This is a genomic window from Ruegeria sp. CE6 (genome assembly GCF_056537485.1).
This window is the reverse complement of record NZ_JBQFRR010000001.1, coordinates 1,733,939-1,755,439: the sequence shown is the minus strand read 5'-3', so window position 1 is coordinate 1,755,439 and position 21,501 is coordinate 1,733,939. Positions and strand designations below refer to the sequence as shown.

Below are 21,501 nucleotides of genomic sequence, written 5' to 3'. Positions count from 1 at the left end.
CCTTTCAGGTATCCGTGGAGCCCGGGTGTTGGGCCAGAAATTCGTCAAGTTCGGGCGTCGTCGGCATGGCCCCGGCGCATCCGGGTTTCGACACGACGATCGACGCGCAGGCCGAACCGCGCAGCACCGCATTGCGCAGGTCATGCCCCGCAGCGGTCGAGGCCAGCAGTCCGGCCAGAAAACTGTCGCCTGCGCCGTTGGGCTTCACGGCGGTAACGGGGTAGATACCGGTGCGGACCTCTTGTCCGTCTGCCAGCGTAATGGCCCCCTCATGGCCCATCTTGTAGATCACCATCTTGCCGTTGGCCGCCAATTCGCGGGCCTTGTCTAAACCTTTTTCGATGCCGCCCGCCATAAAGCCGAACTCTTCATCATTGCCTACGATCAGATCGCTTTCATTCCCTGCGCGGGTCAGAACCTCTGAGGCGACTTCGGGTGATGGCCAACTATAGGGGCGGTAATCGATGTCGAAGATCACCGGCAGACCTGAGGCGCGCGCATTTTCAAATGCGCGGAAGGTGGCCGAGCGTGAGGGTTCCGCAGCAAACACCGTGCCCGCCGTGATCAGGGCTGAGAAGGCGCTGTAGTCGACCTCATCCATATCCGCCTCGGTTACCTGGAAATCAGCGGCGCCGTTGCGGTAGATGACATTCTGAAAGTCTTCAATGCAACTTTCGTAGACAGCCAAGGACGTACGCGCCTCGCCACCCACAGCTCGGACATATCTCGTTTCAACGCCATAGTCCCGCAGCCGGTTCACACAGAACCGCCCCACGGCATCATCCGAGACCGAGGTGACCAGCGCCGCTTGCGATCCCAGCTTCACCAGTCCGGCGCAGATATTGGCGCTTGATCCGCCCAGATCGGCGCGAAACACTTGTGCGTCTTCGCTTTTGGTTCCGACCGGATCCGCAAACATGTCCATTCCGGCCCTGCCGAACACGGCAAAGCGGTTACCTTTTATACCTTCGATCAGAGTCACGTGCGCCCCTCGGTATTGCCTGCCCGCGCGGCATCCAGCACCTCGGGGTAGGGATAATTCAGGCCCAGCAACTGCCGCAGATCGGGACTTGCCTGATCAAGGAAATCCTGCGGTAGCGCAGCGGGCATATCTTCCATCGGTTTAACCCATTTGGGCAGATACTGGATCAGGATCGCGCTGCGGTCGTGATCCGCTTTGTTCGGCATCGCGCAATGCCACGTTACGCCATAGAACAGAGCAACATCGCCAGGCTCACCGGTCATCTGCTCGCATTTGTCATAGAACTTGTCTTCGGGCGTGGGATAACGAAGCTCTTTCTGCGATCCGGGTACATAGCCGGTCGCGCCGCTTTCCTTGGTGAACGGGTCCAGCAAAACCGAGACCTGTGCATTCATCGGAAATGATCCATTCAGACCGACGGGATGCGTTTCGGGGCTGTGAAAGTCCCAATAGGGATAGTCGACATGCGGCTCCTGCCCCGGCCCGCCCGGCAGGATGCGATTGGCAGCGATCGAGCCCATGATGAACTCGGTCCCCAGAAACTTGCGGAGGATCTTCATCAGAACCGGATGCGCAGCCATGCGTGAAAACACGTCGCCCTTAGCCAACAGATTCCAGACCCGCCGCTGCAGGTTCAGTTTGCCATCCTCTTCCGCAGCGCCTTGGAAATGGGTCACTTTCTCGGCCGCTGTTTCGGATTCGGCCATGACGATGGCACGTGCCTCGGCGATCTCTTCAGGGGTGAAAAGGCCCGAGATTGCGACGACTCCATCACCGTTCAGCAATTCATCCACAATGACGTCTGGGTCAGCCGTTTCTGCCTTGAACCGTTTCATCAGATGCCCTTGCGTTGTTTTTCGCGGGTCGATTCCCATTCGACATGGGCATCACGAACCTTCTCGTCAGCCGAAGTGTGGGGTGTTCCAACCTCCCACCATGCATGGCCTTCAGTGGTCCAGCCTTCATAGGCGTCCACGTCCATCACAATCACATAAGTCTTGTCACTGGCCTTGGCGCGCTTGAACGCTTCGGCCAGTTCTGCCGGGTTCGCGACCTTTTCGCTGGTGGCCCCCATCGAGGCCGCGTGGGCCGCGAAATCAACGCCAAAGGCTTCGGGGATGGTGGGGCAGTCTTCCAGCAGGTTGTTGAAGCTTTCGTTGCCTGTGTTGTTCTGCAGCTTGTTGATGACTGCAAAACCGCCATTGTCCAGCACCAGAACAATCATCTTCTTACGGCTCAGAACCGAGGAATAGATGTCCGAGTTCAGCATCAGATATGAGCCATCACCGCAGAAGGTAATCGTGTCCTTATCCGGCTCACGCTCAGATTGGGCAATGCGCGCGCCCCAAGCGCCTGCGATCTCATAGCCCATGCAGGAAAAGCCAAACTCGACATCGACTGTGCCGATATCCAGGGTGCGCCAATTGGCAGTGACCTCGGCGGGCAAACCTCCGGCAGCGGCGATCAGACGGTCGCGCGGGTCGCAAAGCTCGTTCACAACGCCGATGGCTTGCGCGTAAGAACTAGGACGGTTCCCGTACGCGACATTCTCGGCCACATAGGCATCCCATTTACGCCGTTCGTCCTGCGCCAGAGATACCCAATCGGATGGCGCAGAGTAATCAATCGCCTGTGTTAGAGCCTGAATTGACAGTTTAGCATCCCCGACAACCGGCAATGACATATGCTTGCCCGCATCATGTCGCGCGGCGTTAATCGAGATGAACTGGGCGTCCTTGGAAAAGGCTGTCCATGATCCTGTCGTGAAATCCTGCAGCCGGGTTCCAATGGCAACTATCACATCGGCCTGTTCCGCAATCGCGTTGGCGCTGTCTGATCCGGTCACGCCAATCGGGCCGATATTCAGCGGATGAGTCGCAAGCATATTGGCGCGGCCAGCGATGGTTTCGACCACCGGAATCTGGTGACTCTCTGCGAATTCGGTCAGTTCAGCCACGGCTTGCGAATACTGCACACCACCGCCCGCTATGATGATTGGACGCTTCGCTCTGGTCAGCGCAGCGGCCGCATCGGCAATCTCATCTGCATCGGGTGTTTGACGGCGAATGCGATGCACCTTCTTCTCGAAGAACTTGACCGGATAGTCATAGGTCCAGCCCTGAACATCCTGTGGCAACCCGAGGAACGCAGGGCCGCAATCGCCGGGATCCAGCATCGTCGCAATGGCAGCGGGCAGCGATTGGATCACCTGCGCCGGATGGGTGATGCGGTCCCAATACCGACTGACCGGCTTGAACGCGTCATTCAGGCCAAAGGTTGGATCGTTGAAATTCTCCATCTGCTGTAAAACCGGATCCGGCAAGCGGGTGATGAAGGTGTCCCCGCACAGCATCAGCATCGGCAGGCGGTTGGCATGGGCCAGACCGGCGGCTGTCAGCAGATTCGCTGTTCCCGGTCCCGCGCTGGCAGTGCAGAACATGAATCGCTGACGCAGCCATTGCTTGGCATAGCCCGAAGCGGCGAATCCCATGCTTTGTTCGTTCTGCCCACGATACAGCGGCAGCTCATCCCGCACTGTGTTCAGGGCTTCACCCAGGCAGGTCACGTTGCCATGGCCAAAAATCCCGAAACCACCACCACATAAGCGATATTCTTGCCCGTCGATCTCGATGAACTGGTTCGACAGCCAGCGAATGATCGCCTGCGCTGTTGTCAGGTAAACAGTGTCGTGTTGCGCGGACATGTCTGCGGGCTCCTTTAGGAAAATTATGATGCAGTGCCGAATGCAGCTTGCGAGAGTCCTATTCTCACGATACAAGTTTTGCAACCGGTTGCAAATGGTTTTCAAGAAAAAGCGAGGGAGGACGTCGGAATGGCAGAGATCGGCATTGGCATTCTAGGCGGCGGATATATGGGCAAGGCTCATGCGGTCGCCATGTCCTCGGTTGGGGCAGTGTTCAACACGGCCTTGCGACCACGGTTAGAGATGGTGTGCGCCTCGTCACCGGAAAGCGCTGAGCGGTATCGTCAGGCCTATGGATTCGCGCGCTCGACGGATGACTGGCGTGTGTTGGTGAACGACCCGAAGGTCGAGGCCGTTGTGATCGCCACGCCTCCGGAAACACATCGCGAGATCGCTCAGGCAGCGTTTGCGCTGGGCAAACCTGTGCTGTGTGAAAAGCCTTTGGGCGCGTCGCTGGAGGATGGTGCGGCGATGTCAGCAGCGGCCGAGGCCTCGGGCTTGGCCAACATGGTTGGTTTCAACTATATCCGCACCCCGGCCAGCCAATACGCTCGCGCTCTGATAGCCGAAGGAGAGATCGGCGACATCACATGGTTTCGGGGTGAGCATACCGAAGATTTCTACGCGCACCCTCAAGCCCCGGCAACCTGGCGTACAACAGGAATGTCGAACGGAACGATGGGTGATCTTGCGCCTCATATGATCAATGCCGCACTGGCTTTGATCGGCCCGATTTCACGCGTGATGGCCGAGGTCGAAACCGTGCACAATAGCCGCCCGGGTGGCGAAGTTGACAATGACGACCACGCTCAGATGATGGTGCGGTTCGCGAACGGAGCAATGGGATCGATCTATATCAGTCGAATCGCGACGGGGCGCAAGATGGGCTATGCCTATGAGATCAGTGGCACCAAGGGTGCGATCCGCTTTGATCAGGAAGACCAGAACGTTTTGTGGCTCTACCGTATGGAGGGTCCCGAAGCTGAGCGTGGCTTTCGTAAGATCCTGACCGGCCCTGCGCACCCGGACTATGAGCCGTTCTGTCAAGGGCCGGGCCATGGCACGGGCTATCAGGATCAGATCATCATCGAGGCGCGAGATTTCCTGCGCGCGATCGAGACAGGTAAACCGGTCTGGCCGACCTTCCACGACGGGCATGAGGTCAACCGGGTCGTCGCTGCGGCATTGGCATCGTCAGCGGATGAAAGCTGGAAAAATATCGAAGATTTCTGAGCATCGGAGACAAGACAAGATGAGCATCAGAATTGGCAATGCGCCCTGTTCCTGGGGCGTGGAATTTGCGCAGGACCCGCGCAATCCGCATTGGAAAACCGTTCTCAGCGAATGCGCTGCGGCCGGGTATAAGGGTATCGAACTGGGCCCGGTGGGTTTCATGCCCGAAGACCCTGCGGTGCTGGCCGATGCGCTGGCCGAGCATGATCTTGAACTGATCGGCGGCGTTGTGTTCCGCAACTATCACGACCCCGACGCGTGGGAAGACGTGCTGGACGCCACCCACCGCACCGCTCGAGCATTGAAGGCGCATGGGGCGAAGCACATGGTGCTGATCGATGCGATCTCACCCCGCCGTGCGCCAACCGCTGGTCGCGCCGATGAGGCTGAGCAGATGGACAAGGCCGAGTGGACGGCGTTCCGGGATCGGATTTCGGAGAGCGCGCGGATCGGGTCCGAGGAATACGGGCTGACCGTTGGGATGCACGCTCATGCTGCGGGCTTTATGGACTTTGAACCTGAACTTATCCGTTTGCTGGACGAGGTCGATGAAAGCCTTCTTAAAATTTGCTTCGATACGGGGCATCACTCTTATGCCGGGTTCGATCCGGTCGGCTTCATGAAGCGCTACGTTGATCGGATCTCGTACATGCACTTCAAGGATATCTCTCCGACAGTGAAAGCGGATGTAATTGCCAATCGGACGGGCTTCTATGATGCTTGCGGGCAGGGGATTTTCTGCAATCTGGGTGAAGGCGACGTAGACTTTCCAACCGTTCGCCAGGTGCTGCTGGACGCAGGTTTCACAGGATGGTGCACGGTCGAGCAGGATTGCGACCCAACGCTCGACCCTGATCCTGTAGGGGACGCGCGGAAGAATCGTGAATACCTTGAATCAATTGGTTTCAGTTAAGGAGGTCCAGACCATGACCAAGCTGAAATGGGGCATGATCGGAGGCGGCGAAGGTAGCCAGATCGGACCGGCGCACCGGTTGGGGGCGCTGGCGGACGGGCATTTCCAATTCACCGCCGGAGCGCTGGATCACAGGCCTGACATTGGTCGCGAATACGCCCAACGATTGGGTATCGCGGCAGACCGAGCCTACGGCGACTGGACCGAGATGCTGGAAGGTGAGCGCGAGCGCGAGGATCGGATTGATCTGGTCACTGTAGCCACTCCAAATGCTACGCATTTCGAGATCACCAAAGCGTATCTTGAGGCCGGGTTCAACGTGCTGTGCGAAAAGCCCATGACCATGACGGTGGAAGAGGGCGAAGAGATTGTCAAAGTCGCCGAGAAATCAGGAAAGATTTGCGCGGTAAACTACTGTTACTCGGCTTATCCGATGGTGCGTCAGGCTCGCGCGATGGTGCGCGCAGGTGAGATCGGCAAAGTCCGTCTGGTCGTTACCAATTTCAGTCACGGCCATCACGGAGACGCCACCGATGCTGACAATCCACGCGTGCGCTGGCGCTATGATCCTGCGATGGCGGGTGTTTCCGGGCAGTTCGCTGATTGCGGTATCCACGCGATGCACATGGCCGGATTCATTGCGGATGATGAGGTTGAGACCCTGTCTGCAGATTTTGCTTCAACCATTGGCAGCCGTGAACTTGAAGATGATGCCATGGTCAACTTCCGCACGACAAAAGGCGCTGTTGGCCGGTTGTGGACCTCTTCGGTCGCCATCGGTCGGCAGCACGGGTTCGACATTCAGGTGTTCGGAGAAACCGGCGGTCTTCGATGGGCGTCGGAGCAGCCGAACCAGCTTATCTACACGCCTGTTGGTGGTCGCCTGCAGATCATAGAAAAAGGCGAAGGCGGGCTGCATGAAGACGCGCAACGACTCAGCCGGGTGGCGATTGCGCATCCCGAAGGGTTCCCGTTGGCGGTTGCGAATATCTATTGCGATCTCGCAGATGCTATTGCCGGGGAAACCCGCGACGGCTTGCCCAATGCGGCAGACGGCGTGCGGTCGATGGCGGCTGTGCATACAGCGGTCGAGTCGGCGAAACAGGGCAGCGCGTGGATGGATGCCCGGCCACCGATGTTTCGTTAACTCTCAGATACGGGGCGCAATGTGCCCCGTTCCACCACCGAACATGGGAATATCCGCGCCTCCGGATATCGGTCGGGTTCGTTCAGGGTTGCCACCATTAGCTCGATCGAGGAACTCACGATTTGCCGGATCGGCTGATGGATGGTGGTGAGATCAATATTCTCCCACCGTGCCATTTCCATGTCGTTCAGGCCGATGATGCCGATGTCTTCGGGCACCTTTAGGCCACTATCCAGAATTGCGGATAACACCCCGATGGACAACACGTCATCGCCGCAGAAATATGCATCAGCCCGCTCAGATTGCAGCAAGCGTAGCATTTCCTGACGACCTGCATCGAATGAGTAAGCCTCAGCAAACGAGCAGGTCACATCAATGCTAGGATGCCGGGCCATTTCTGACATGAATCCCGCATGGCGATCCTGAGTCGAGGTCGCCGCCTCGGGCCCGCCGAGAAAGGCTACTTTCGTATAACCACGCGCGACCAGCTCGCGGGCCGCCATGCGTCCGCATTCCACATTGTCGATCCCGACCACATGAACCTGCGGTGAAGAGGATGACCGGCCAAAGCTGTGCACCACTGGTACGCCAGCATCCCGAAACGCTTTTGCGAACCCGGGCGGCAAGGTCGACGACGCTACGACAACGCCATCGACCGAATATTGGCGCAGCATTCGTACCGAATTTTCGGGTTCAACCTCGTCGGTCAGATTCACCAGCAACGGGCGCAGGCCTCGGTCCTGCAGCCCCCGGGTAAAGAGGTCGAAAACTTCAAGAAATATCGGGTTGTGGAAGTTGTTCGAGACCAGCCCGATCAGCTTAGTTCGGCCTGTGGTCAGAGATGAAGCCAGTGCATTTGGGCTATATCCCAGCTCACGCGCGGCCTTCTCGACTTTTCGGCGCATCTTGTCGGAAACCGAGGCCCCATCGGTGAAAGTGCGCGACACCGCCGAGCGTGAAACGCCGGCGCGTTCTGCAACCTCTTTCAATGTGACAGCCATGATCCGTCTGACCTTCCTGCGTTTAGTGGCAGTCCTTTTACCTGTATTCTTTGGCAGATACAGTATGAAACACATCTGACACCGTTTGCAACCGGTTGCAAAATTTTGACAGATATGCTCTAACTCGAGTCGGAGAGGTGCGAAGGACTGCCTCAATCCGCGATAACATGAGTTTTGGGAGGACATCATGACTTCACTGACGAAGAAGTTGGCGCTGGCGGCGGCGGTAGCTGCGACGCCTCTGATCGCAGCCACGGGCGCTGCGGCGGAAGGTGAGAAATACATTCTGGTCAGCCACGCGCCAGACAGCGATAGCTGGTGGAACACGATCAAGAACGGCATCGCGCTGGCAGGCGACCAGATGGGTGTCGAAGTCGAATACCGCAATCCGCCCACTGGCGACCTTGCCGATATGGCGCGGATTATCGATCAGGCGGCTGCTTCGGGTCCGAACGGGATCATTACCACGTTGGCGGATTATGATGTGCTGAGCGGACCGATCAAATCAGCGGTCGATGCGGGCGTTGATGTCATCATCATGAACACTGGTACGCCGGATCAGGCCCGGGAAGTTGGTGCCCTGATGTATGTGGGGCAGCCCGAATATGATGCCGGATTTGCTGCAGGCCAGCGCGCCAAGGGTGACGGCATCGGCTCGTTCCTTTGTGTGAACCACTATATCGTTCAGCCCTCAAGCCAGGAACGTTGTCAGGGCTTTGCAGACGGCTTGGGCATTGAACTGGGGGATCAGATGATCGACGCCGGCCAGGACCCAGCCGAGATCAAGAACCGCGTGCTGGCCTATCTGTCGGCGAACCCGGATACTGATGCGGTTCTGACACTGGGCCCAACCTCGGCTGATCCGACAATTCTGGCGCTGGAAGAAAATGGTATGGCCGGTGACATCTATTTCGGCACCTTCGATCTGGGTGGTGAGATTGTCAAAGGCATCAAGTCTGGCGTGATCCAGTGGGGAATTGATCAGCAGCCCTTCCTGCAGGCTTACCTGCCGGTTGTTGTGATGACCAACTACCACCGCTATGGCGTTTTGCCGGGCAACAACATCAATTCGGGTCCCGGCTTCGTAACTGCTGATGGTCTGACCAAGATCGAAGAATTTGCTGGCGAGTACCGCTGATTCTTACAGCGCGGGCGCCCCGCCAAAGCGGCGCCCGCCAACAACTATCTGACGCAAAATCACTGCTTAACTCGGAGGGGCGTTCTAATGAGCGAGTCTGCTCAAAACACGGCTGTAACCGACGAACGGATTAAAGAAATATCGCCGCTGCGCAAGGCCTTGATCCGGCCTGAACTTGGCGGGATGGTCGGCACCGTTGCCGTCTTCACCTTCTTCCTTTTGTTCGCTTTTGACAGCGGCATGTTCAATGCACAGGGCATGATGAACTGGTCGGTTGTCTCGGCGCAGTTCATGATCATCGCCGTGGGTGCCTGCCTTCTGATGATCGCGGGTGAGTTTGACCTGTCAGTCGGATCGATGATCGGCTTTTCGGGCATGATGATCGCAATTTTTTCGGTCACGCTGGCGTGGCCGGTCTGGATGGCCATTATCGTCACGTTTGCGATGGCGGTGGCAATCGGCGCGCTGAACGGTTGGATCGTGATCCGGACTGGGCTGCCTAGCTTTATCGTAACGCTGGCCTTCCTGTTTATCTTGCGCGGCTTCACCATCTTCCTGCCGCAGGTGATCGAGCGTAAAACTATCATTGGCGGCGTAAAGGACGCGGCCGAAGGCGATTGGCTGGCGCCGATCTTTGGTGGTAAAATTTTGCAGGGATTGTTCCAATGGCTCGGGGATGCCGGGATCATCGCCGTATTCGAGCGTGGCACTCGCGCCGGTCAGCCAGTTGTGGATGGTATTCCAATGCTGATCGTTTGGGCGATCGCACTGATCATCTTTGGTCACGTGCTGCTCACCAAAACGCGGTTCGGCAACTGGATCTTCGCCTCGGGCGGGGATGCTGAGGCGGCGCGCAACTCGGGTGTGCCTGTGAACCGGGTCAAGATTCTGATGTTTATGTTCACGGCCTTCTGCGCCACTGTCTTCGCTGTCTGCCAGGTGATGGAGTTCGGATCGGCTGGTGCTGACCGGGGTCTGCTAAAAGAGTTCGAGGCGATCATCGCCGTGGTCATCGGCGGCGCGCTTCTGACCGGAGGATACGGCTCGGTACTGGGCGCGGCGCTGGGCGCGTTGATCTTTGGCGTGGTGCAACAGGGGTTGTTCTTTGCCGGTGTCGAAAGCTCGCTGTTCCGGGTCTTCCTTGGGGTGATCCTGCTGGGGGCTGTGATCCTCAACACCTATATTCGCCGCATCATCACGGGAGAGCGTTGATATGAATCCCGAACATGAACCCATCATCCAGATGAAAAACATCGAAAAGCACTTCGGCAGCGTGATCGCGCTGGCGGGTGTCTCGGTGGACGTGTTTCCCGGTGAATGTCACTGCCTTCTCGGCGACAACGGTGCGGGCAAGTCGACCTTCATCAAAACCATGTCGGGCGTGCACCAGCCCACCCACGGAGAAATCCTGTTCGAAGGCCACCCCATGCATTTCGCCGACCCGCGTGATGCCATCGAGGCCGGGATCGCAACCGTGCACCAGCATCTGGCCATGATCCCGTTGATGTCGGTCTCGCGCAACTTCTTCATGGGCAATGAGCCGGTAAAGAAGGTCGGACCTCTTCACTTCTTTGATCATGACTATGCCAACAAGGTCACGATGGAAGAGATGAAGAAAATGGGGATCAACCTGCGCGGCCCTGATCAGGCGGTGGGCACGCTGTCAGGTGGTGAACGCCAGACCGTCGCCATCGCGCGGGCGGTGCATTTCGGGGCGAAGGTTCTGATCTTGGATGAACCGACCTCGGCCCTTGGGGTGCGCCAAACAGCCAACGTTCTGGCGACCATCGACAAGGTGCGCAAGCAGGGGATCGCGGTGGTCTTTATTACTCATAACGTCCGCCATGCGTTGGCAGTGGGGGACCGGTTCACGGTACTCAACCGCGGTCAAACGCTGGGTACGGCGCAGCGTGGCCAGATCACCCCTGAAGAGCTGCAGGACCTGATGGCCGGTGGTCAGGAGATGGTCGAGCTTGAAGGCAGTCTGGGCGGAACCGTCTGATACTTTTTTGCCCCGCTGGCTGTGCTGGCGGGGTGACTACTTCTTCTCGAAGTACAATATGACTTCACCCAGCCTTACGCCAAAACGCGAAACATAGGCTCGGTTCAATAACCGGTCATCCGACAACAACCACATCCAGTCATCAAAATTGACACGCATGGTGCCGTCTTTGACGGGCAGGTCGATTTTGTACTTCCAGTTAAACGTATCGCCCCTTTCGACCCCACTGGCTGTGCCCAGCACACCGGGAGCGGTGCCGGTCCAGGTGTCATCGCCGGTCTTGGTCAGGGTCCAGATCCGTTGTTCGGTCGCACCATCGTCATAGACGAAATCTTCGACAAGCGTCAGAGTCTCTCCGTCCCATGTGCCGTCAATATCGACCTGGAAGCGACGCGGGACATTACCTAGTACATCCTGAAACTGACCATAAGCGACAGTCTTACCTTCGAAGAACTCTTCAAGGTTCAGCTGACGATCTGACAGAAACGATTTTGGTATACGCGGTTTGGCCGAGCATGCGGCGAGGATGGCCAACCCCGCGATCGCGATACCTGCAATAAGGGTACGGCGGGCGATCATTGCAAAACCCTCAGCTCAGAGTCTGTATCGTGGCCGTTTGCGCCATGCAGATGGGCGGATTTCACTTCAGGCGCAGGGCGCATCGTGGCGACCAGCTCGGCCACCTTGATCCCGAATTTTCGCATCTCGGACCGGTTCATGATTACACCGTTCTCCGTCAGATACATCCAGTCGGTCACATCCAGTGTATGCCCGCCCGCGTCCTCGGGCAGGATGATGCGATAGGTCAGCTTGACGGTTGAGCCCGAAATCACGCCTTTTCCCTCGCCGACAATATCGTCCGCTGTTGCGGTGAAAGTGTTGCCCGTGCCCAACGTCAGATGCCATTTGCGGGTCATCTGTTTGCCGTTGGAATAGGTGAAATACTCGGACAGCGTACCGGTGTTGCCGTCCCATTCGCCCACCATACGCGCGACAAAGCTGTTCGACATCTTGCCATTCGGGCCATAGATCAATCCTTCGGACAGGATTTCGCCATTCAGGTTCTTTTTGAGTGAAAACTCAGGTCCGGTTCCGCTGTAGTCGGAGGGTGATTGCGAGCGGAAACTGAGGAACCGGTTCTTCACAGCAAACAGCGCAAAAATCGCAAGCAGACAGATCAGGAGCGTTTTCATTTGGCAGAGACCTCTGTCGGGAGGGTCAGGACCATGCCAAACGCTCCGAGTTTCAAGATGCAGGGCAGCACCGCATAGGCGAGGGTGAGTGTATTCAAAGCCTCGGCAGAATTGGCCTGTCCAGGTGTAAAGCCGCTGCGTTCCAGTAGCGGCAGTGTGAAAAAGGCGGCCAGAGCTAGACCCAGCTTACCTGCGAAAGACCAGATGCCGAACGCAGCAGATGCGTTCAGCCCGGCCCGGGTCAGAACGACCGAGAACATTGCAGGCAGGACAACCATGTCCGCCCCAAGCGCCGCGCCGGATGCGAGGCATATGATGGCGAAACCAATGAGATTCCCAGGGGCTAGAAGAGCGGCCCCGACAAAGCCGAGAATGGCCAGCGGCATGGCGATCATCAGAGTCTGTTTCGGGCCAATCCGATTGCTGAGCCTGGCCCAGAACGGAACGCTGAGCCCGGCGCTGAGGAAGAACAGGATCAGCAATGGCCCCGCTTTGCCTGGCAGTTGCAGCCGATCTTCAACAAAGAACAGAAACAGGGTCGAGGTGATGGCGACGGGCAGGCTGTTGACCAACGCAAGGGCAAGCAGACGTAAAGCCCCAGCCTGTCCTAGGCCTGCAAAGGACAGCCCTTGACCGGTGATCGGCGTGCGTCGCCACATTGGCAGCGTAACAGCCAGAGTCACAACGCTCAGAAGCCCGAGAAACATTCCAAAGGCCGGATACCCTTGCGCGGCTGCGCCAAGCGCCACGAACACAGCGGGTGCTGCGGCTGCTATGATAACTCCGGTCAGTTGTCCACCTTCGCGGAAGGCGGCCAGTGTCATCAGTTCCTTCGCGCTAGCATGTTTCGCCAGCGTGGCGCTGCGGCCGTAAAGCAAGATGGTCCCAAGGCTGTAGGCCGAGAATAACAGGATCAGAATAGACACTAATGCGGCGATACTTACCGCTTCTGGCAAACCAAACAGCAATGGAAATCCAATTGCTAGACCCAGCGCAGCGGCGGCGGCAAATAACATCTGCCCACCGGGCCAGCGATCAATGGCCCAGCCAATCAGTGGATCTTGCACCAGGTCGACCAGCCGGATGACCAGCAGAATGGTGCCAATCACCCCCAGCCCGATACCGAGATTCACGGCGGCAAAGCGGGGCAGGTGGATGTAAAGCGGGATACCTGCTGCAGCAAGCATCAGCGCATAGAGGCTGACACGCGGGTACAGCATCACTGCCCCTTCAACTGCTGTGTGAACGAGGCGGATCGTGTATTGTTACCCAGAAAAATTGACATGAAGCTGCGTGTAATACCCGGATTTGTCAGGGTGCAGGTTTTGCTTCCGTTGCGCCAGAAGCTGACGCTGTTGGGGCCTTGCGCGATGGCCAGATAGCTATCGCCTTTGCTGACCGCCTGAAAACAGCCCTGCAATTGGGCTTCCGTCGGCGCAGAATTGCCTTGTCGGGCCATCTCTTCCAGTGTCGACTCGACCAGCGCTTTTTGTTTCAGGTTTTTTCGATAGGTCAATTGTAGGCCGAAATTCTCGTTCCAGCTGAATGCGGCACCGCCGGGCGTGTAAAGCTTGGCGTCATAGAGCGGCAGCCCCAGAAAACGGAATGTCCCGGTGCCGCGCAGCTTAGGGTCTTTGATTGCATCCGACAAAGGCGAAGCCGCCAATCCGCCGGGGACCATCAGCGCCAGTGACAGCAACGCAGCGCAACAGGTTCTATACGCTGGCCGAAACAGCGAGGTCCGTTTCAGGGATACCATTGTCAGCTCCGATGCTCTGCGGGATGGCGGTGAGGCGCTCGACAACATGCATTGCGCTAGCAATCCCGTCTTCGTGGAAACCATGCCGGTTATACGCCCCGGCAAACCAGGTTCGGTTCTGTCCCTGCATCTCGCGGATTTGCCCTTGCGCGCGCAGGGCGGCTTTGTCGAACACCGGATGGGCGAACTCGACCTCGTCATAGATTTTGTCCGCGGGAATCTCTGAGGCGGCGTTCAGGGTCACAAACAGCGGGTCACTGTCGGGGATATTCTGAAGCCGATTCATCCAATATGTGACCCCAACATTGCCCTTTTGCGATCGATAGGTCCAACTGGACCAGCAAGCACGCCGCCTGGGCATTTGGCGGGGATCACAGTGCAGGATAGCTTTGTTCGGTTGATATCTAATCGCGCCGAGCGCCGCTTTTTCCGCTTCGGTCGCTGCATCACCCAGAATGGCGAGGGACTGATCGGAGTGGGTGGCCAGGATGATCTCATCAAACAGATCAGCGTCGCCGCCGGCATGCACCGTGACACCCAGATCGTGCCGTTCGATCCGCTGAACGAGCGAGGCCACACGAATGTCGGCCCCCCGCGTACGCAGAGCGGCCTCGATCCGGCGGACATATTCGATGCTGCCGCCTTTCACGGTGTACCACTGGTGCTGATTGGCTCGGCCCGAGGCCAGTAACGCGTGATTGCGGAAGAACTGCACCAGCGAGCGGGCTGGGAACTGATCGACGAACTCGACCGGAGTTGACCAGATCGCGCCGCACATCGGCATCAGATAATTGTGCCGGAACCAGTGGCCGAGACGCAGTTGATCCACAAGCTCACCGATCGTGGTGTCGTCGTCCTGCGCGGCTTCGGGGGCCTCTTTGCCAAACCGCAGGATATCGGCGATCATCTTGTAATAGGCTGGACGCGCGAGGTTGCGTTTCTGCGCGGTCAAAGTGCGCAGATTGTTCAACCCATATTCGATGCGGCCATTGTCGATAGTTGCACCAAAGCTCATCTCACTTTTGGTGACCGGCACGTTCAGCTCATCAAACAGCCGGGTCAAATAGGGGTATGTGACATAGTTGAAGACGATGAAACCGGTATCTACCGGCTGATCTCCGTTCTTTCCGGCCATCACCGTGCGGGCGTGGCCGCCCAGTCGGGGCTCAGCCTCGAACAAGGTTATATCGTTGTCTTCGGAAAGGTAATAAGCTGCGGAGAGACCTGAAATGCCTGCGCCTATGACTGCGATTTTCTTGCGTACGCCCCGGGTTTCGTCGAACATTCCATCCTCGTTATTCGGTATTTACAACAAGATACGCAGGGAATGAGCCTTTGGATCAACCGCGTTAGAAGTTTTTTTCCGACGCGCTATTTAGTGTTATCTGGCCGAATGCTACGAGCGCTGGGCGTGATCCATTGCTGCTGTCAGAACGTATTCGACCTAGTAGTACGAAAAAAGACTTACGCATGAGCAGTTTTGACGGAAAAACCTATTGGATCATTGGCGCCAGCGAAGGGCTGGGCCGTTGCTTGGCCGAAAAGCTGAGCCGCGAAGGCGCACATCTGATCCTTTCTGCTCGCAATGCCGAGCGATTGGATGAAATCTGTGGCACCTTGCCTAATGCACGTGCTGTACCGATGGATGTGACTGATCTCGACACTGTGCGCCGCGCTGTGGTGGAGGCTGGCTCAATTGACGCGCTTGTCTACAACGCAGGCGCCTATGAGCCGATCAGTACGTCAGATTGGGACACCGATGCCGCCTTGGCGATCAGCGATGTGAACTATTCCGGTGCGCTTCGGGTGTTGGGTGAAACCGTCCCAGGATTTGTGGGCTCAGGCAGTGGTGATATCACGCTGATCGGGTCGCTTGCCGGGTATCATGGGCTTCCCAATGCGATCTCGTACGGGGCCAGCAAGGCTGCGCTGATCTCGCTGGCCGAGACCATGCGGCACGATCTGGCAGGGTCAGGCGTGACGGTGCGCATTGTCAATCCGGGGTTCATCAAGACCCGTCTGACCGACAAGAACAGTTTCAAAATGCCGATGCTGATGACACCCGAAGATGCGGCCGATCGCGTAGTGCGCGCCATGTCCCGTCGCCGGTTTCGAACCGATTTCCCGGCACCGTTCTCATGGGTTGTGCGCCTGATCGATTATTTGCCCGATATTCTGGTGTACCGGGGAAAGTGACCCTATCCGCAGGTAAGCCTCTGAATTGTGCCTGCGCCGTTCACATAAACGTTCAGCCGGTCGATGCGATAATCCTGCGTGGCAATATCATCCGGGCCCAGAACGCGCGACCGTTCAGGCAGTTGGGCTTGTATGGTTGAAACCGGCTCACCAATGGTGTTCGCAAACGGTTCTCCCTTGCAAAATGCAAGATCAACCGGTGCCTCCTCTAGTTCAAGCGCCGCGTCCTGCGGTGCAGAGGTCTCAGAACATGCGGTCAGAAGAATTAGGATCGGAAATAAACGGTACATTGGCGCAGGGCTTTCTGGTGATGTCGTTTCTGAAATATCAAAGATTTAGCCAACCTGTCATGAAAGCGCAGTTGAAAAAACCCTGTATTTGACGCAGGGTCGGGCAAAACAGACAGGGAGACAAGCACCATGCGTACCCGTGCCGCCGTCGCCGTTCAGGCAGGCAAACCTTTGGAAGTGATGGACGTAAACCTTGAAGGCCCCAAAGCGGGCGAGGTTCTGGTCGAGATCAAGGCGACAGGCATTTGCCATACCGATGAATTCACCCTGTCGGGCGCCGACCCTGAAGGCTTGTTTCCCGCCATTCTGGGCCATGAAGGCGCAGGTGTCGTGCTTGAGGTCGGCCCGGGTGTAACCAGCCTGAAACCCGGCGATCACGTCATCCCGCTTTACACGCCCGAGTGTCGTGAGTGCGAATACTGCCTGCATCCCAAGACCAACCTGTGCCAGGCAATTCGCGAAACCCAAGGCCAGGGCCTCATGCCGGATGGCACCTCGCGTTTTTCTACGTTGGATGGCGATCCGATCCTGCACTACATGGGCTGCTCGACCTTCTCGAACCACACGGTTCTGCCTGAAATCGCGCTCGCCAAAGTGCGTGAGGACGCGCCCTTTGACAAGATCTGCTATATCGGCTGCGGCGTGACCACCGGAATTGGCGCAGTGATCAACACTGCCAAGGTAGAAATTGGCAGCCGTGCCATCGTGTTCGGTTTGGGCGGTATCGGCCTGAACGTGATTCAGGGCCTGCGCCTGGCTGGCGCGGATCAGATCGTGGGCGTTGATTTGAATCCAGCCAAGGTGGAAATGGCGACCAAGTTCGGCATGACCGATTTCGTGAACCCCTCTGAGGTCGAAGGTGATCTGGTGCCGTATCTGGTCAACCTGACCAAGGGCGGCGCGGATTATACCTTTGACGCCACAGGCAATGTCGGCGTAATGCGCGCGGCGCTGGAATCGGCTCACAAAGGCTGGGGTGAATCGATTATTATCGGTGTGGCTCCTGCGGGTGCCGAAATCTCGACCCGACCGTTCCAACTGGTAACAGGCCGCTCATGGCGTGGCACCGCGTTTGGCGGAGCGCGTGGACGCACCGACGTCCCGAAAATCGTGGATTGGTACATGGACGGGAAGATCGAGATCGACCCCATGATTACCCACACCATGGGCCTGGATGACATCAACCACGGTTTCGACCTGATGCATAAGGGCGAGAGTATCCGATCAGTGGTCGTCTACTAAGGCTCTATAAGGGCTGAAATGGATTACACGGCGCGCTGCAATGCGCGCCGTTTCTTATTCTCCGGGCCTCGTCGCTCCAGTATCTGACCGGGGCGACCTGACGCGCAGCACAGGCGTATTAGCAGAGGTAGTGTTTGATCGGCTCTCACGCCAGACCACAAAGACGCCGGATGCAATGATGACGCTCGCACCAACCGCGACCCAGATATCCGGATGCTCGCCAAAGAAAATCACGCCGAAGATCGTGGCCCAGATGATCTGGCTGTATTGACTGGGCGCAATGACGCCGGCGGGGGCGGCGCGATAAGCAAGGATGATCAGGTGCTGTGCGATTACCGAGAACACCCCGACAAACGCCATCATCGCCAGATGCAGCAATGATGGTGGTTGATAGACTGCCGGTTGGGCGACGCTCATGACGGCGATGGCCAGCAGCATAGGATAAAGGATTAGGACGGCAGAGCGTTCTTCATTCCCGATTTTGCGGACAAGAACCGAAGCAAATGCGCTGCAGAAGGCTGCTGCCAGAGCCGCTAAATGGCCCGGGGTGATTTCGGTTGCGCCAGGGCGCAGGACGATCAGGACGCCGATCAGGCCGACGCCCACGGCCGCCCACCTTTGGGCACGGACCACCTCACCCAGAATCGGAATCGACAGAACAGTTACGATCAGCGGAAAGGAAAATAGCAGCGAATAGACTTCGGCCAGCGGCAGCACCGAAAAAGCGTAGAAGGCACAAGACATGGCCATGATCATCGTCGCTGATCGCAACAGCACCAACCACGGATGCCGCGGCAGGAAATTCCCAGTGGTCCGATCGGCCAGAATTGTTACTGCCATAGGGACAAAGGAAAACAGCGTCGCAAAGAAGATGATCTGCAAAACCGAATAGGTGCCACCCAGCACCTTGATCAGCACGTCATGCGTCGCGAAGACGGCAAAGCCTAAGAACGCAAAGGCAAGCCCACGAAGGGTGGAGTTCTGAGCGCTCATGACAAAAGCCTCAATCATAGATGGATCGTTTGGGGTGTTTGATGTTTGCTTAGACCCAAATTGGTCTGACGGGTAGCCCTTATTTTATCGCTAACATTCTTTTGCAAGCAGGGTTGCAGATTTTGCAATACGCAGGAAACGGGTCGAGTCCAAAACAAGCGATTGCCATGATCATCTCAAATCAAGGAGAAACATCATGCACGGAATTTCAGCCCTACCAACACAGCAGGTCCAGGCATATCGCGCCGGTGCGCCGGATGGATATGGAAACCCACCAGAGCGCGCGATTTCCAATGGGGCGGGCAACCCATGCCGTCATTGTTTGAAATACATACCGGAAGGCAAAGAGATGCTGGTGTTGGCGCACCGACCCTTCCCGGAAACGCAGCCTTATGCAGAGACTGGACCGATCTTCCTTTGTGCCGACCCCTGCGCACGCTATGAAAGTGAGGATGTGCTGCCCGAGGCGTTGACCGACTCGCCCAACTACCTGATCAAAGGGTATGGTCCGGACGACCGAATTGTCTATGGAACCGGGATCATCACCCCACAGGCGCAGTTGCATGAGGCGGCTGAAAAAATCTTCTCACGCGCTGAAGTCGCTTACATCCACATCCGATCTGCTCTGAACAACTGTTATCACGCACGGATCGATCGTGTCTAAAGCTTGACGCGGTGCATCCCCCGATGTGGTTGGTTCGGGTCGTTGACAGTTGCGTCGTCGACCCGACTGGAGGTCAACGCAAGGAACACATCCTCAAGATCAGCTTCTTCAGTGCGGACGTCCTGGATGCGAATATCGGCCTGACGTACAGATTCCAGCACCTGCTCGGCTGTAGTTAGGTTGCTGTGGTATTGCAGCACAAGGTCGCCGTTCTCACGTTGCGCTGCAATCACGTTATCCGCTACAGGCAGAGTCTGAATGGGGCTATCCGGCACGATCACCATGGTTCGGCTGTCCATGCGGCCCAGCAGATTGGCCGTGCTGTCTTGTGCGATCTTTTCGCCGTGATTGATAATGGCGATCTCGTCACACATCTCTTGCGCTTCTTCCAGATAGTGCGTGGTCAGGATGATGGTCATGCCCTGTTCGTTCAGCTTGCGCACATTGGCCCAAAGCATCTGTCGCAGTTCAATATCCACACCCGCCGTGGGTTCGTCGAGCACCAGAATCTTGGGATGGTGCACCAGCGCTTTGGCCAGCAGCAGACGCCGCCGCATTCCGCCCGAGAGCGTGCGCGCATAGGCCTCGGCCTTGTCGGCAAGGCCAACGAGGTCGAGGATCTCATCGCTTCGCCGATCAGACTTGGGAACACCGTACAGCCCGGCCTGAACTTCTAATGCGCCTCGAGGTGTAAAGAACGGATCAAGGTTCAATTCCTGAGGCATCACGCCGATGGCGGCGCGGGATTGGCGCGGGTTTTGATCCTGGTCGAAGCCCCAGATCGAGACGCTGCCAGACGTTTTGACCACCAGCCCCGCCAGAATGTTGATCAGGGTCGATTTGCCGGCTCCATTCGGGCCAAGCAGACCGAAAACGGACCCCTGCGGCACCGTCAGGTCGATCCCTTTCAAAGCCTGTTTCTCGGGCTGGCCCTTGCCGCCGCGATAGGTCTTGCGCAGTGATCTGATTGTGATTGCCGCATCGGACATGTGGCCCTTGCCCCCGGTTTGCTCATCGCCCATAAACGCACCTAATACATGCCCGCGAGGCCGACAACCAAAGAAGGATCGCCAGCCGTGACCATCGAAGCGCCGGAAACCAAGATTGTCGAAATTACCCGCGTCGCCTGCGATGGTGGCGAGGGTGCGCTGGGTCATCCGCGCGTCTGGCTGCAGATTCCCGAAGACACTGGTTGGGTCGAGTGCCCCTATTGCGATTGCAAATACGTGCTGCGTGGTGAGGACTCTGGTCAGGACGCGTAAGGGCGATCAGGACGGCAGGCGGTCGTAACTGGCGAGGATGGATAATGCTGTTCACAGCCAAAACGATTGACCTTTCCGACAGCCAGCCAATCGCGAACGGGACTGTGCGCAGTGTCTATGACTTTCCCGGTCATCCTGACCTTCTGATCAAAGTTTTTACCCGGTCCCAAGATCGTGTCTCGCACAGGCTTGGCAAGCGACTGGCATGGAAACTGTTCCCCGAGGCGCAGTATCGCAGCACGCTAAAAGAGCTGGAATGCGAGCTGCGGGTATCGCTGAAACTCGGGACAGAAATTGAGCGTTCACCCCTGTCCAGGATGTTGGGCGTGGTTCAGACGACGCATGGGGCGGGGGTTGTGGTTGAGCGCATTTCTGGCCTTGATGGCGGGCTTGCACCAAAGCTGTATGAAGTCTGCCGTAGTGGATTGGACGCCCCGGTTTTAGATGCGCTGAATGCATTCGTCGGGCAGATGTTTGACCTTCACATCGTCGCGCGCGACGTCAAAAGTTCGAATATTGTCTACGGGACAAGGGGCGCTGGTCCGGCCTGCTTCCTGATCGATGGATATGGTGAGCGGAACCTCATCCCACTGCGCAGCCTGTCCCAACGTCTGAATGATCGCTCGCTGAACAAACAGTTCTCGTTGATCGCGCAAAAAGCAGGTTTGGCTTGGAATGCGGATAAGCGCACCTTTTCGAATAGCTAAGGCCAGACCACGGGCAAATTAGGTCGCAACGAATTTGCCAGGCGGCCTCGTCTTTCGTGCAGCCCTTCTGTACAA

At 57.4% G+C, this 21,501-nt stretch carries 23 protein-coding genes; 11 read left to right on the top strand and 12 right to left on the bottom strand.

Annotation, left to right across the window (positions count from 1 at the left end):
• Nucleotides 1-4: 4 nt before the first annotated feature.
• Genes iolC through iolD form a run of 3 tightly spaced genes read right to left on the bottom strand, consistent with a single transcriptional unit; the run spans nucleotide 5 to nucleotide 3,686 of the window.
• Complete coding sequence (gene iolC, locus ACR0DK_RS08425; protein ID WP_170613444.1) at nucleotides 5-982, bottom strand: 5-dehydro-2-deoxygluconokinase; 978 nt, start codon at nucleotides 980-982, stop codon at nucleotides 5-7.
• Nucleotides 979-1,818, bottom strand: coding sequence for a phytanoyl-CoA dioxygenase family protein (locus ACR0DK_RS08420; RefSeq protein ID WP_170395022.1), 840 nt, complete (start codon nucleotides 1,816-1,818; stop codon nucleotides 979-981). Before ACR0DK_RS08420 ends, iolC begins: the two co-directional genes overlap by 4 nt.
• A complete protein-coding gene (iolD, locus tag ACR0DK_RS08415; RefSeq protein ID WP_223117247.1) occupies nucleotides 1,818-3,686 on the bottom strand; it encodes a 3D-(3,5/4)-trihydroxycyclohexane-1,2-dione acylhydrolase (decyclizing) in 1,869 nt (622 codons plus the stop codon). Before iolD ends, ACR0DK_RS08420 begins: the two co-directional genes overlap by 1 nt.
• Before the next feature lie 129 nt (nucleotides 3,687-3,815).
• Between iolD and ACR0DK_RS08410 the strand changes: the two genes are divergently transcribed.
• From ACR0DK_RS08410 to ACR0DK_RS08400, 3 genes are read left to right on the top strand one after another with little or no spacing between them, the layout of a single operon-like run.
• Entirely contained in the window at nucleotides 3,816-4,919 is a 1,104-nt protein-coding gene (locus tag ACR0DK_RS08410) for a Gfo/Idh/MocA family protein (protein WP_170395018.1), read from the top strand.
• A 19-nt stretch (nucleotides 4,920-4,938) separates the two neighbouring features.
• Nucleotides 4,939-5,832 (top strand): sugar phosphate isomerase/epimerase family protein, encoded by an 894-nt coding sequence (locus ACR0DK_RS08405; RefSeq protein WP_170425992.1) that lies wholly within the window; start codon nucleotides 4,939-4,941, stop codon nucleotides 5,830-5,832.
• 13 nt (nucleotides 5,833-5,845) lie between these two features.
• Complete coding sequence (locus tag ACR0DK_RS08400) at nucleotides 5,846-6,979, top strand: Gfo/Idh/MocA family protein (protein WP_480735653.1); 1,134 nt, start codon at nucleotides 5,846-5,848, stop codon at nucleotides 6,977-6,979.
• On the opposite strand, the gene ACR0DK_RS08395 is transcribed toward ACR0DK_RS08400, so the two are convergent.
• Nucleotides 6,976-7,980: a LacI family DNA-binding transcriptional regulator gene (locus ACR0DK_RS08395; protein ID WP_170395012.1), complete on the bottom strand. Its 1,005-nt coding sequence runs from the start codon at nucleotides 7,978-7,980 to the stop codon at nucleotides 6,976-6,978. The two genes, ACR0DK_RS08400 and ACR0DK_RS08395, sit on opposite strands and share 4 nt — an antisense overlap.
• 187 nt (nucleotides 7,981-8,167) lie before the next feature.
• Here ACR0DK_RS08395 and ACR0DK_RS08390 point away from each other — a divergent pair, with 187 nt between their 5' ends.
• The 3 genes from ACR0DK_RS08390 to ACR0DK_RS08380 all read left to right on the top strand — a co-directional run bounded on the left by ACR0DK_RS08390 (nucleotide 8,168) and on the right by ACR0DK_RS08380 (nucleotide 11,120).
• Nucleotides 8,168-9,118 carry a sugar ABC transporter substrate-binding protein gene (locus ACR0DK_RS08390; RefSeq protein WP_170395010.1) on the top strand — a complete coding sequence of 317 codons (951 nt, stop codon included), beginning with the start codon at nucleotides 8,168-8,170 and terminating at the stop codon, nucleotides 9,116-9,118.
• Between the two features lie 87 nt (nucleotides 9,119-9,205).
• Complete coding sequence (locus tag ACR0DK_RS08385) at nucleotides 9,206-10,330, top strand: ABC transporter permease (protein ID WP_170395008.1); 1,125 nt, start codon at nucleotides 9,206-9,208, stop codon at nucleotides 10,328-10,330.
• 1 nt (nucleotide 10,331) lies between these two features.
• On the top strand, nucleotides 10,332-11,120 hold the full coding sequence (locus ACR0DK_RS08380; RefSeq protein ID WP_170395006.1) for an ATP-binding cassette domain-containing protein: 789 nt from the start codon (nucleotides 10,332-10,334) through the stop codon (nucleotides 11,118-11,120).
• A gap of 36 nt (nucleotides 11,121-11,156) precedes the next feature.
• Here ACR0DK_RS08380 and ACR0DK_RS08375 read toward each other — a convergent pair whose 3' ends face one another.
• Genes ACR0DK_RS08375 through ACR0DK_RS08355 form a run of 5 tightly spaced genes read right to left on the bottom strand, consistent with a single transcriptional unit; the run spans nucleotide 11,157 to nucleotide 15,357 of the window.
• Nucleotides 11,157-11,699, bottom strand: coding sequence for a DUF3833 domain-containing protein (locus ACR0DK_RS08375; protein WP_170514209.1), 543 nt, complete (start codon nucleotides 11,697-11,699; stop codon nucleotides 11,157-11,159).
• A complete protein-coding gene (locus ACR0DK_RS08370; protein ID WP_170408586.1) occupies nucleotides 11,696-12,313 on the bottom strand; it encodes a DUF3833 domain-containing protein in 618 nt (205 codons plus the stop codon). The genes ACR0DK_RS08375 and ACR0DK_RS08370 overlap by 4 nt, the downstream gene beginning before the upstream one ends.
• On the bottom strand, nucleotides 12,310-13,533 hold the full coding sequence (locus ACR0DK_RS08365) for an MFS transporter (RefSeq protein WP_223117245.1): 1,224 nt from the start codon (nucleotides 13,531-13,533) through the stop codon (nucleotides 12,310-12,312). Before ACR0DK_RS08365 ends, ACR0DK_RS08370 begins: the two co-directional genes overlap by 4 nt.
• Entirely contained in the window at nucleotides 13,533-14,072 is a 540-nt protein-coding gene (locus tag ACR0DK_RS08360) for a hypothetical protein (protein WP_170819159.1), read from the bottom strand. Before ACR0DK_RS08360 ends, ACR0DK_RS08365 begins: the two co-directional genes overlap by 1 nt.
• Nucleotides 14,029-15,357, bottom strand: a complete 1,329-nt coding sequence (locus ACR0DK_RS08355; protein WP_223117243.1) for an NAD(P)/FAD-dependent oxidoreductase — start codon at nucleotides 15,355-15,357, stop codon at nucleotides 14,029-14,031. Before ACR0DK_RS08355 ends, ACR0DK_RS08360 begins: the two co-directional genes overlap by 44 nt.
• A gap of 185 nt (nucleotides 15,358-15,542) precedes the next feature.
• On the opposite strand from ACR0DK_RS08355, the gene ACR0DK_RS08350 reads away from it, so the two are divergent.
• Nucleotides 15,543-16,268 carry an SDR family NAD(P)-dependent oxidoreductase gene (locus tag ACR0DK_RS08350; protein WP_170515234.1) on the top strand — a complete coding sequence of 242 codons (726 nt, stop codon included), beginning with the start codon at nucleotides 15,543-15,545 and terminating at the stop codon, nucleotides 16,266-16,268.
• 2 nt (nucleotides 16,269-16,270) lie between these two features.
• Here ACR0DK_RS08350 and ACR0DK_RS08345 read toward each other — a convergent pair whose 3' ends face one another.
• On the bottom strand, nucleotides 16,271-16,558 hold the full coding sequence (locus ACR0DK_RS08345; RefSeq protein WP_170394986.1) for an I78 family peptidase inhibitor: 288 nt from the start codon (nucleotides 16,556-16,558) through the stop codon (nucleotides 16,271-16,273).
• A gap of 129 nt (nucleotides 16,559-16,687) precedes the next feature.
• Here ACR0DK_RS08345 and ACR0DK_RS08340 point away from each other — a divergent pair, with 129 nt between their 5' ends.
• The gene (locus tag ACR0DK_RS08340) at nucleotides 16,688-17,800 is read left to right on the top strand and encodes an S-(hydroxymethyl)glutathione dehydrogenase/class III alcohol dehydrogenase (protein ID WP_170394983.1); all 1,113 of its coding nucleotides are present in this window, start codon (nucleotides 16,688-16,690) and stop codon (nucleotides 17,798-17,800) included.
• 54 nt (nucleotides 17,801-17,854) lie between these two features.
• Here ACR0DK_RS08340 and ACR0DK_RS08335 read toward each other — a convergent pair whose 3' ends face one another.
• Nucleotides 17,855-18,793, bottom strand: a complete 939-nt coding sequence (locus ACR0DK_RS08335) for a DMT family transporter (protein ID WP_480735647.1) — start codon at nucleotides 18,791-18,793, stop codon at nucleotides 17,855-17,857.
• A gap of 196 nt (nucleotides 18,794-18,989) precedes the next feature.
• Here ACR0DK_RS08335 and ACR0DK_RS08330 point away from each other — a divergent pair, with 196 nt between their 5' ends.
• Complete coding sequence (locus ACR0DK_RS08330) at nucleotides 18,990-19,457, top strand: DUF1203 domain-containing protein (protein ID WP_170394977.1); 468 nt, start codon at nucleotides 18,990-18,992, stop codon at nucleotides 19,455-19,457.
• On the opposite strand, the gene ACR0DK_RS08325 is transcribed toward ACR0DK_RS08330, so the two are convergent.
• Nucleotides 19,454-20,446 carry an ABC transporter ATP-binding protein gene (locus tag ACR0DK_RS08325; RefSeq protein ID WP_170395098.1) on the bottom strand — a complete coding sequence of 331 codons (993 nt, stop codon included), beginning with the start codon at nucleotides 20,444-20,446 and terminating at the stop codon, nucleotides 19,454-19,456. The two genes, ACR0DK_RS08330 and ACR0DK_RS08325, sit on opposite strands and share 4 nt — an antisense overlap.
• 87 nt (nucleotides 20,447-20,533) lie before the next feature.
• Between ACR0DK_RS08325 and ACR0DK_RS08320 the strand changes: the two genes are divergently transcribed.
• Nucleotides 20,534-20,719 carry a zinc-finger domain-containing protein gene (locus ACR0DK_RS08320; RefSeq protein WP_170394974.1) on the top strand — a complete coding sequence of 62 codons (186 nt, stop codon included), beginning with the start codon at nucleotides 20,534-20,536 and terminating at the stop codon, nucleotides 20,717-20,719.
• Between the two features lie 44 nt (nucleotides 20,720-20,763).
• On the top strand, nucleotides 20,764-21,426 hold the full coding sequence (locus ACR0DK_RS08315; RefSeq protein WP_170408578.1) for a YrbL family protein: 663 nt from the start codon (nucleotides 20,764-20,766) through the stop codon (nucleotides 21,424-21,426).
• The last annotated feature ends 75 nt before the right edge of the window (nucleotides 21,427-21,501 follow it).

Bases quoted from the DNA above. Each gene is read 5' to 3' on its own strand.
- ACR0DK_RS08420 (WP_170395022.1), bottom strand. From the start codon at position 1,818: ATGAAACGGTTCAAGGCAGAAACGGCTGACCCAGACGTCATTGTGGAT.
- iolD (WP_223117247.1), bottom strand. From the start codon at position 3,686: ATGTCCGCGCAACACGACACTGTTTACCTGACAACAGCGCAGGCGATC.
- ACR0DK_RS08410 (WP_170395018.1), top strand. From the start codon at position 3,816: ATGGCAGAGATCGGCATTGGCATTCTAGGCGGCGGATATATGGGCAAG.
- ACR0DK_RS08405 (WP_170425992.1), top strand. From the start codon at position 4,939: ATGAGCATCAGAATTGGCAATGCGCCCTGTTCCTGGGGCGTGGAATTT.
- ACR0DK_RS08400 (WP_480735653.1), top strand. From the start codon at position 5,846: ATGACCAAGCTGAAATGGGGCATGATCGGAGGCGGCGAAGGTAGCCAG.
- ACR0DK_RS08395 (WP_170395012.1), bottom strand. From the start codon at position 7,980: ATGGCTGTCACATTGAAAGAGGTTGCAGAACGCGCCGGCGTTTCACGC.
- ACR0DK_RS08390 (WP_170395010.1), top strand. From the start codon at position 8,168: ATGACTTCACTGACGAAGAAGTTGGCGCTGGCGGCGGCGGTAGCTGCG.
- ACR0DK_RS08385 (WP_170395008.1), top strand. From the start codon at position 9,206: ATGAGCGAGTCTGCTCAAAACACGGCTGTAACCGACGAACGGATTAAA.
- ACR0DK_RS08380 (WP_170395006.1), top strand. From the start codon at position 10,332: ATGAATCCCGAACATGAACCCATCATCCAGATGAAAAACATCGAAAAG.
- ACR0DK_RS08375 (WP_170514209.1), bottom strand. From the start codon at position 11,699: ATGATCGCCCGCCGTACCCTTATTGCAGGTATCGCGATCGCGGGGTTG.
- ACR0DK_RS08370 (WP_170408586.1), bottom strand. From the start codon at position 12,313: ATGAAAACGCTCCTGATCTGTCTGCTTGCGATTTTTGCGCTGTTTGCT.
- ACR0DK_RS08365 (WP_223117245.1), bottom strand. From the start codon at position 13,533: ATGCTGTACCCGCGTGTCAGCCTCTATGCGCTGATGCTTGCTGCAGCA.
- ACR0DK_RS08360 (WP_170819159.1), bottom strand. From the start codon at position 14,072: ATGGTATCCCTGAAACGGACCTCGCTGTTTCGGCCAGCGTATAGAACC.
- ACR0DK_RS08355 (WP_223117243.1), bottom strand. From the start codon at position 15,357: ATGTTCGACGAAACCCGGGGCGTACGCAAGAAAATCGCAGTCATAGGC.
- ACR0DK_RS08350 (WP_170515234.1), top strand. From the start codon at position 15,543: ATGAGCAGTTTTGACGGAAAAACCTATTGGATCATTGGCGCCAGCGAA.
- ACR0DK_RS08345 (WP_170394986.1), bottom strand. From the start codon at position 16,558: ATGTACCGTTTATTTCCGATCCTAATTCTTCTGACCGCATGTTCTGAG.
- ACR0DK_RS08340 (WP_170394983.1), top strand. From the start codon at position 16,688: ATGCGTACCCGTGCCGCCGTCGCCGTTCAGGCAGGCAAACCTTTGGAA.
- ACR0DK_RS08335 (WP_480735647.1), bottom strand. From the start codon at position 18,793: ATGAGCGCTCAGAACTCCACCCTTCGTGGGCTTGCCTTTGCGTTCTTA.
- ACR0DK_RS08330 (WP_170394977.1), top strand. From the start codon at position 18,990: ATGCACGGAATTTCAGCCCTACCAACACAGCAGGTCCAGGCATATCGC.
- ACR0DK_RS08325 (WP_170395098.1), bottom strand. From the start codon at position 20,446: ATGTCCGATGCGGCAATCACAATCAGATCACTGCGCAAGACCTATCGC.
- ACR0DK_RS08315 (WP_170408578.1), top strand. From the start codon at position 20,764: ATGCTGTTCACAGCCAAAACGATTGACCTTTCCGACAGCCAGCCAATC.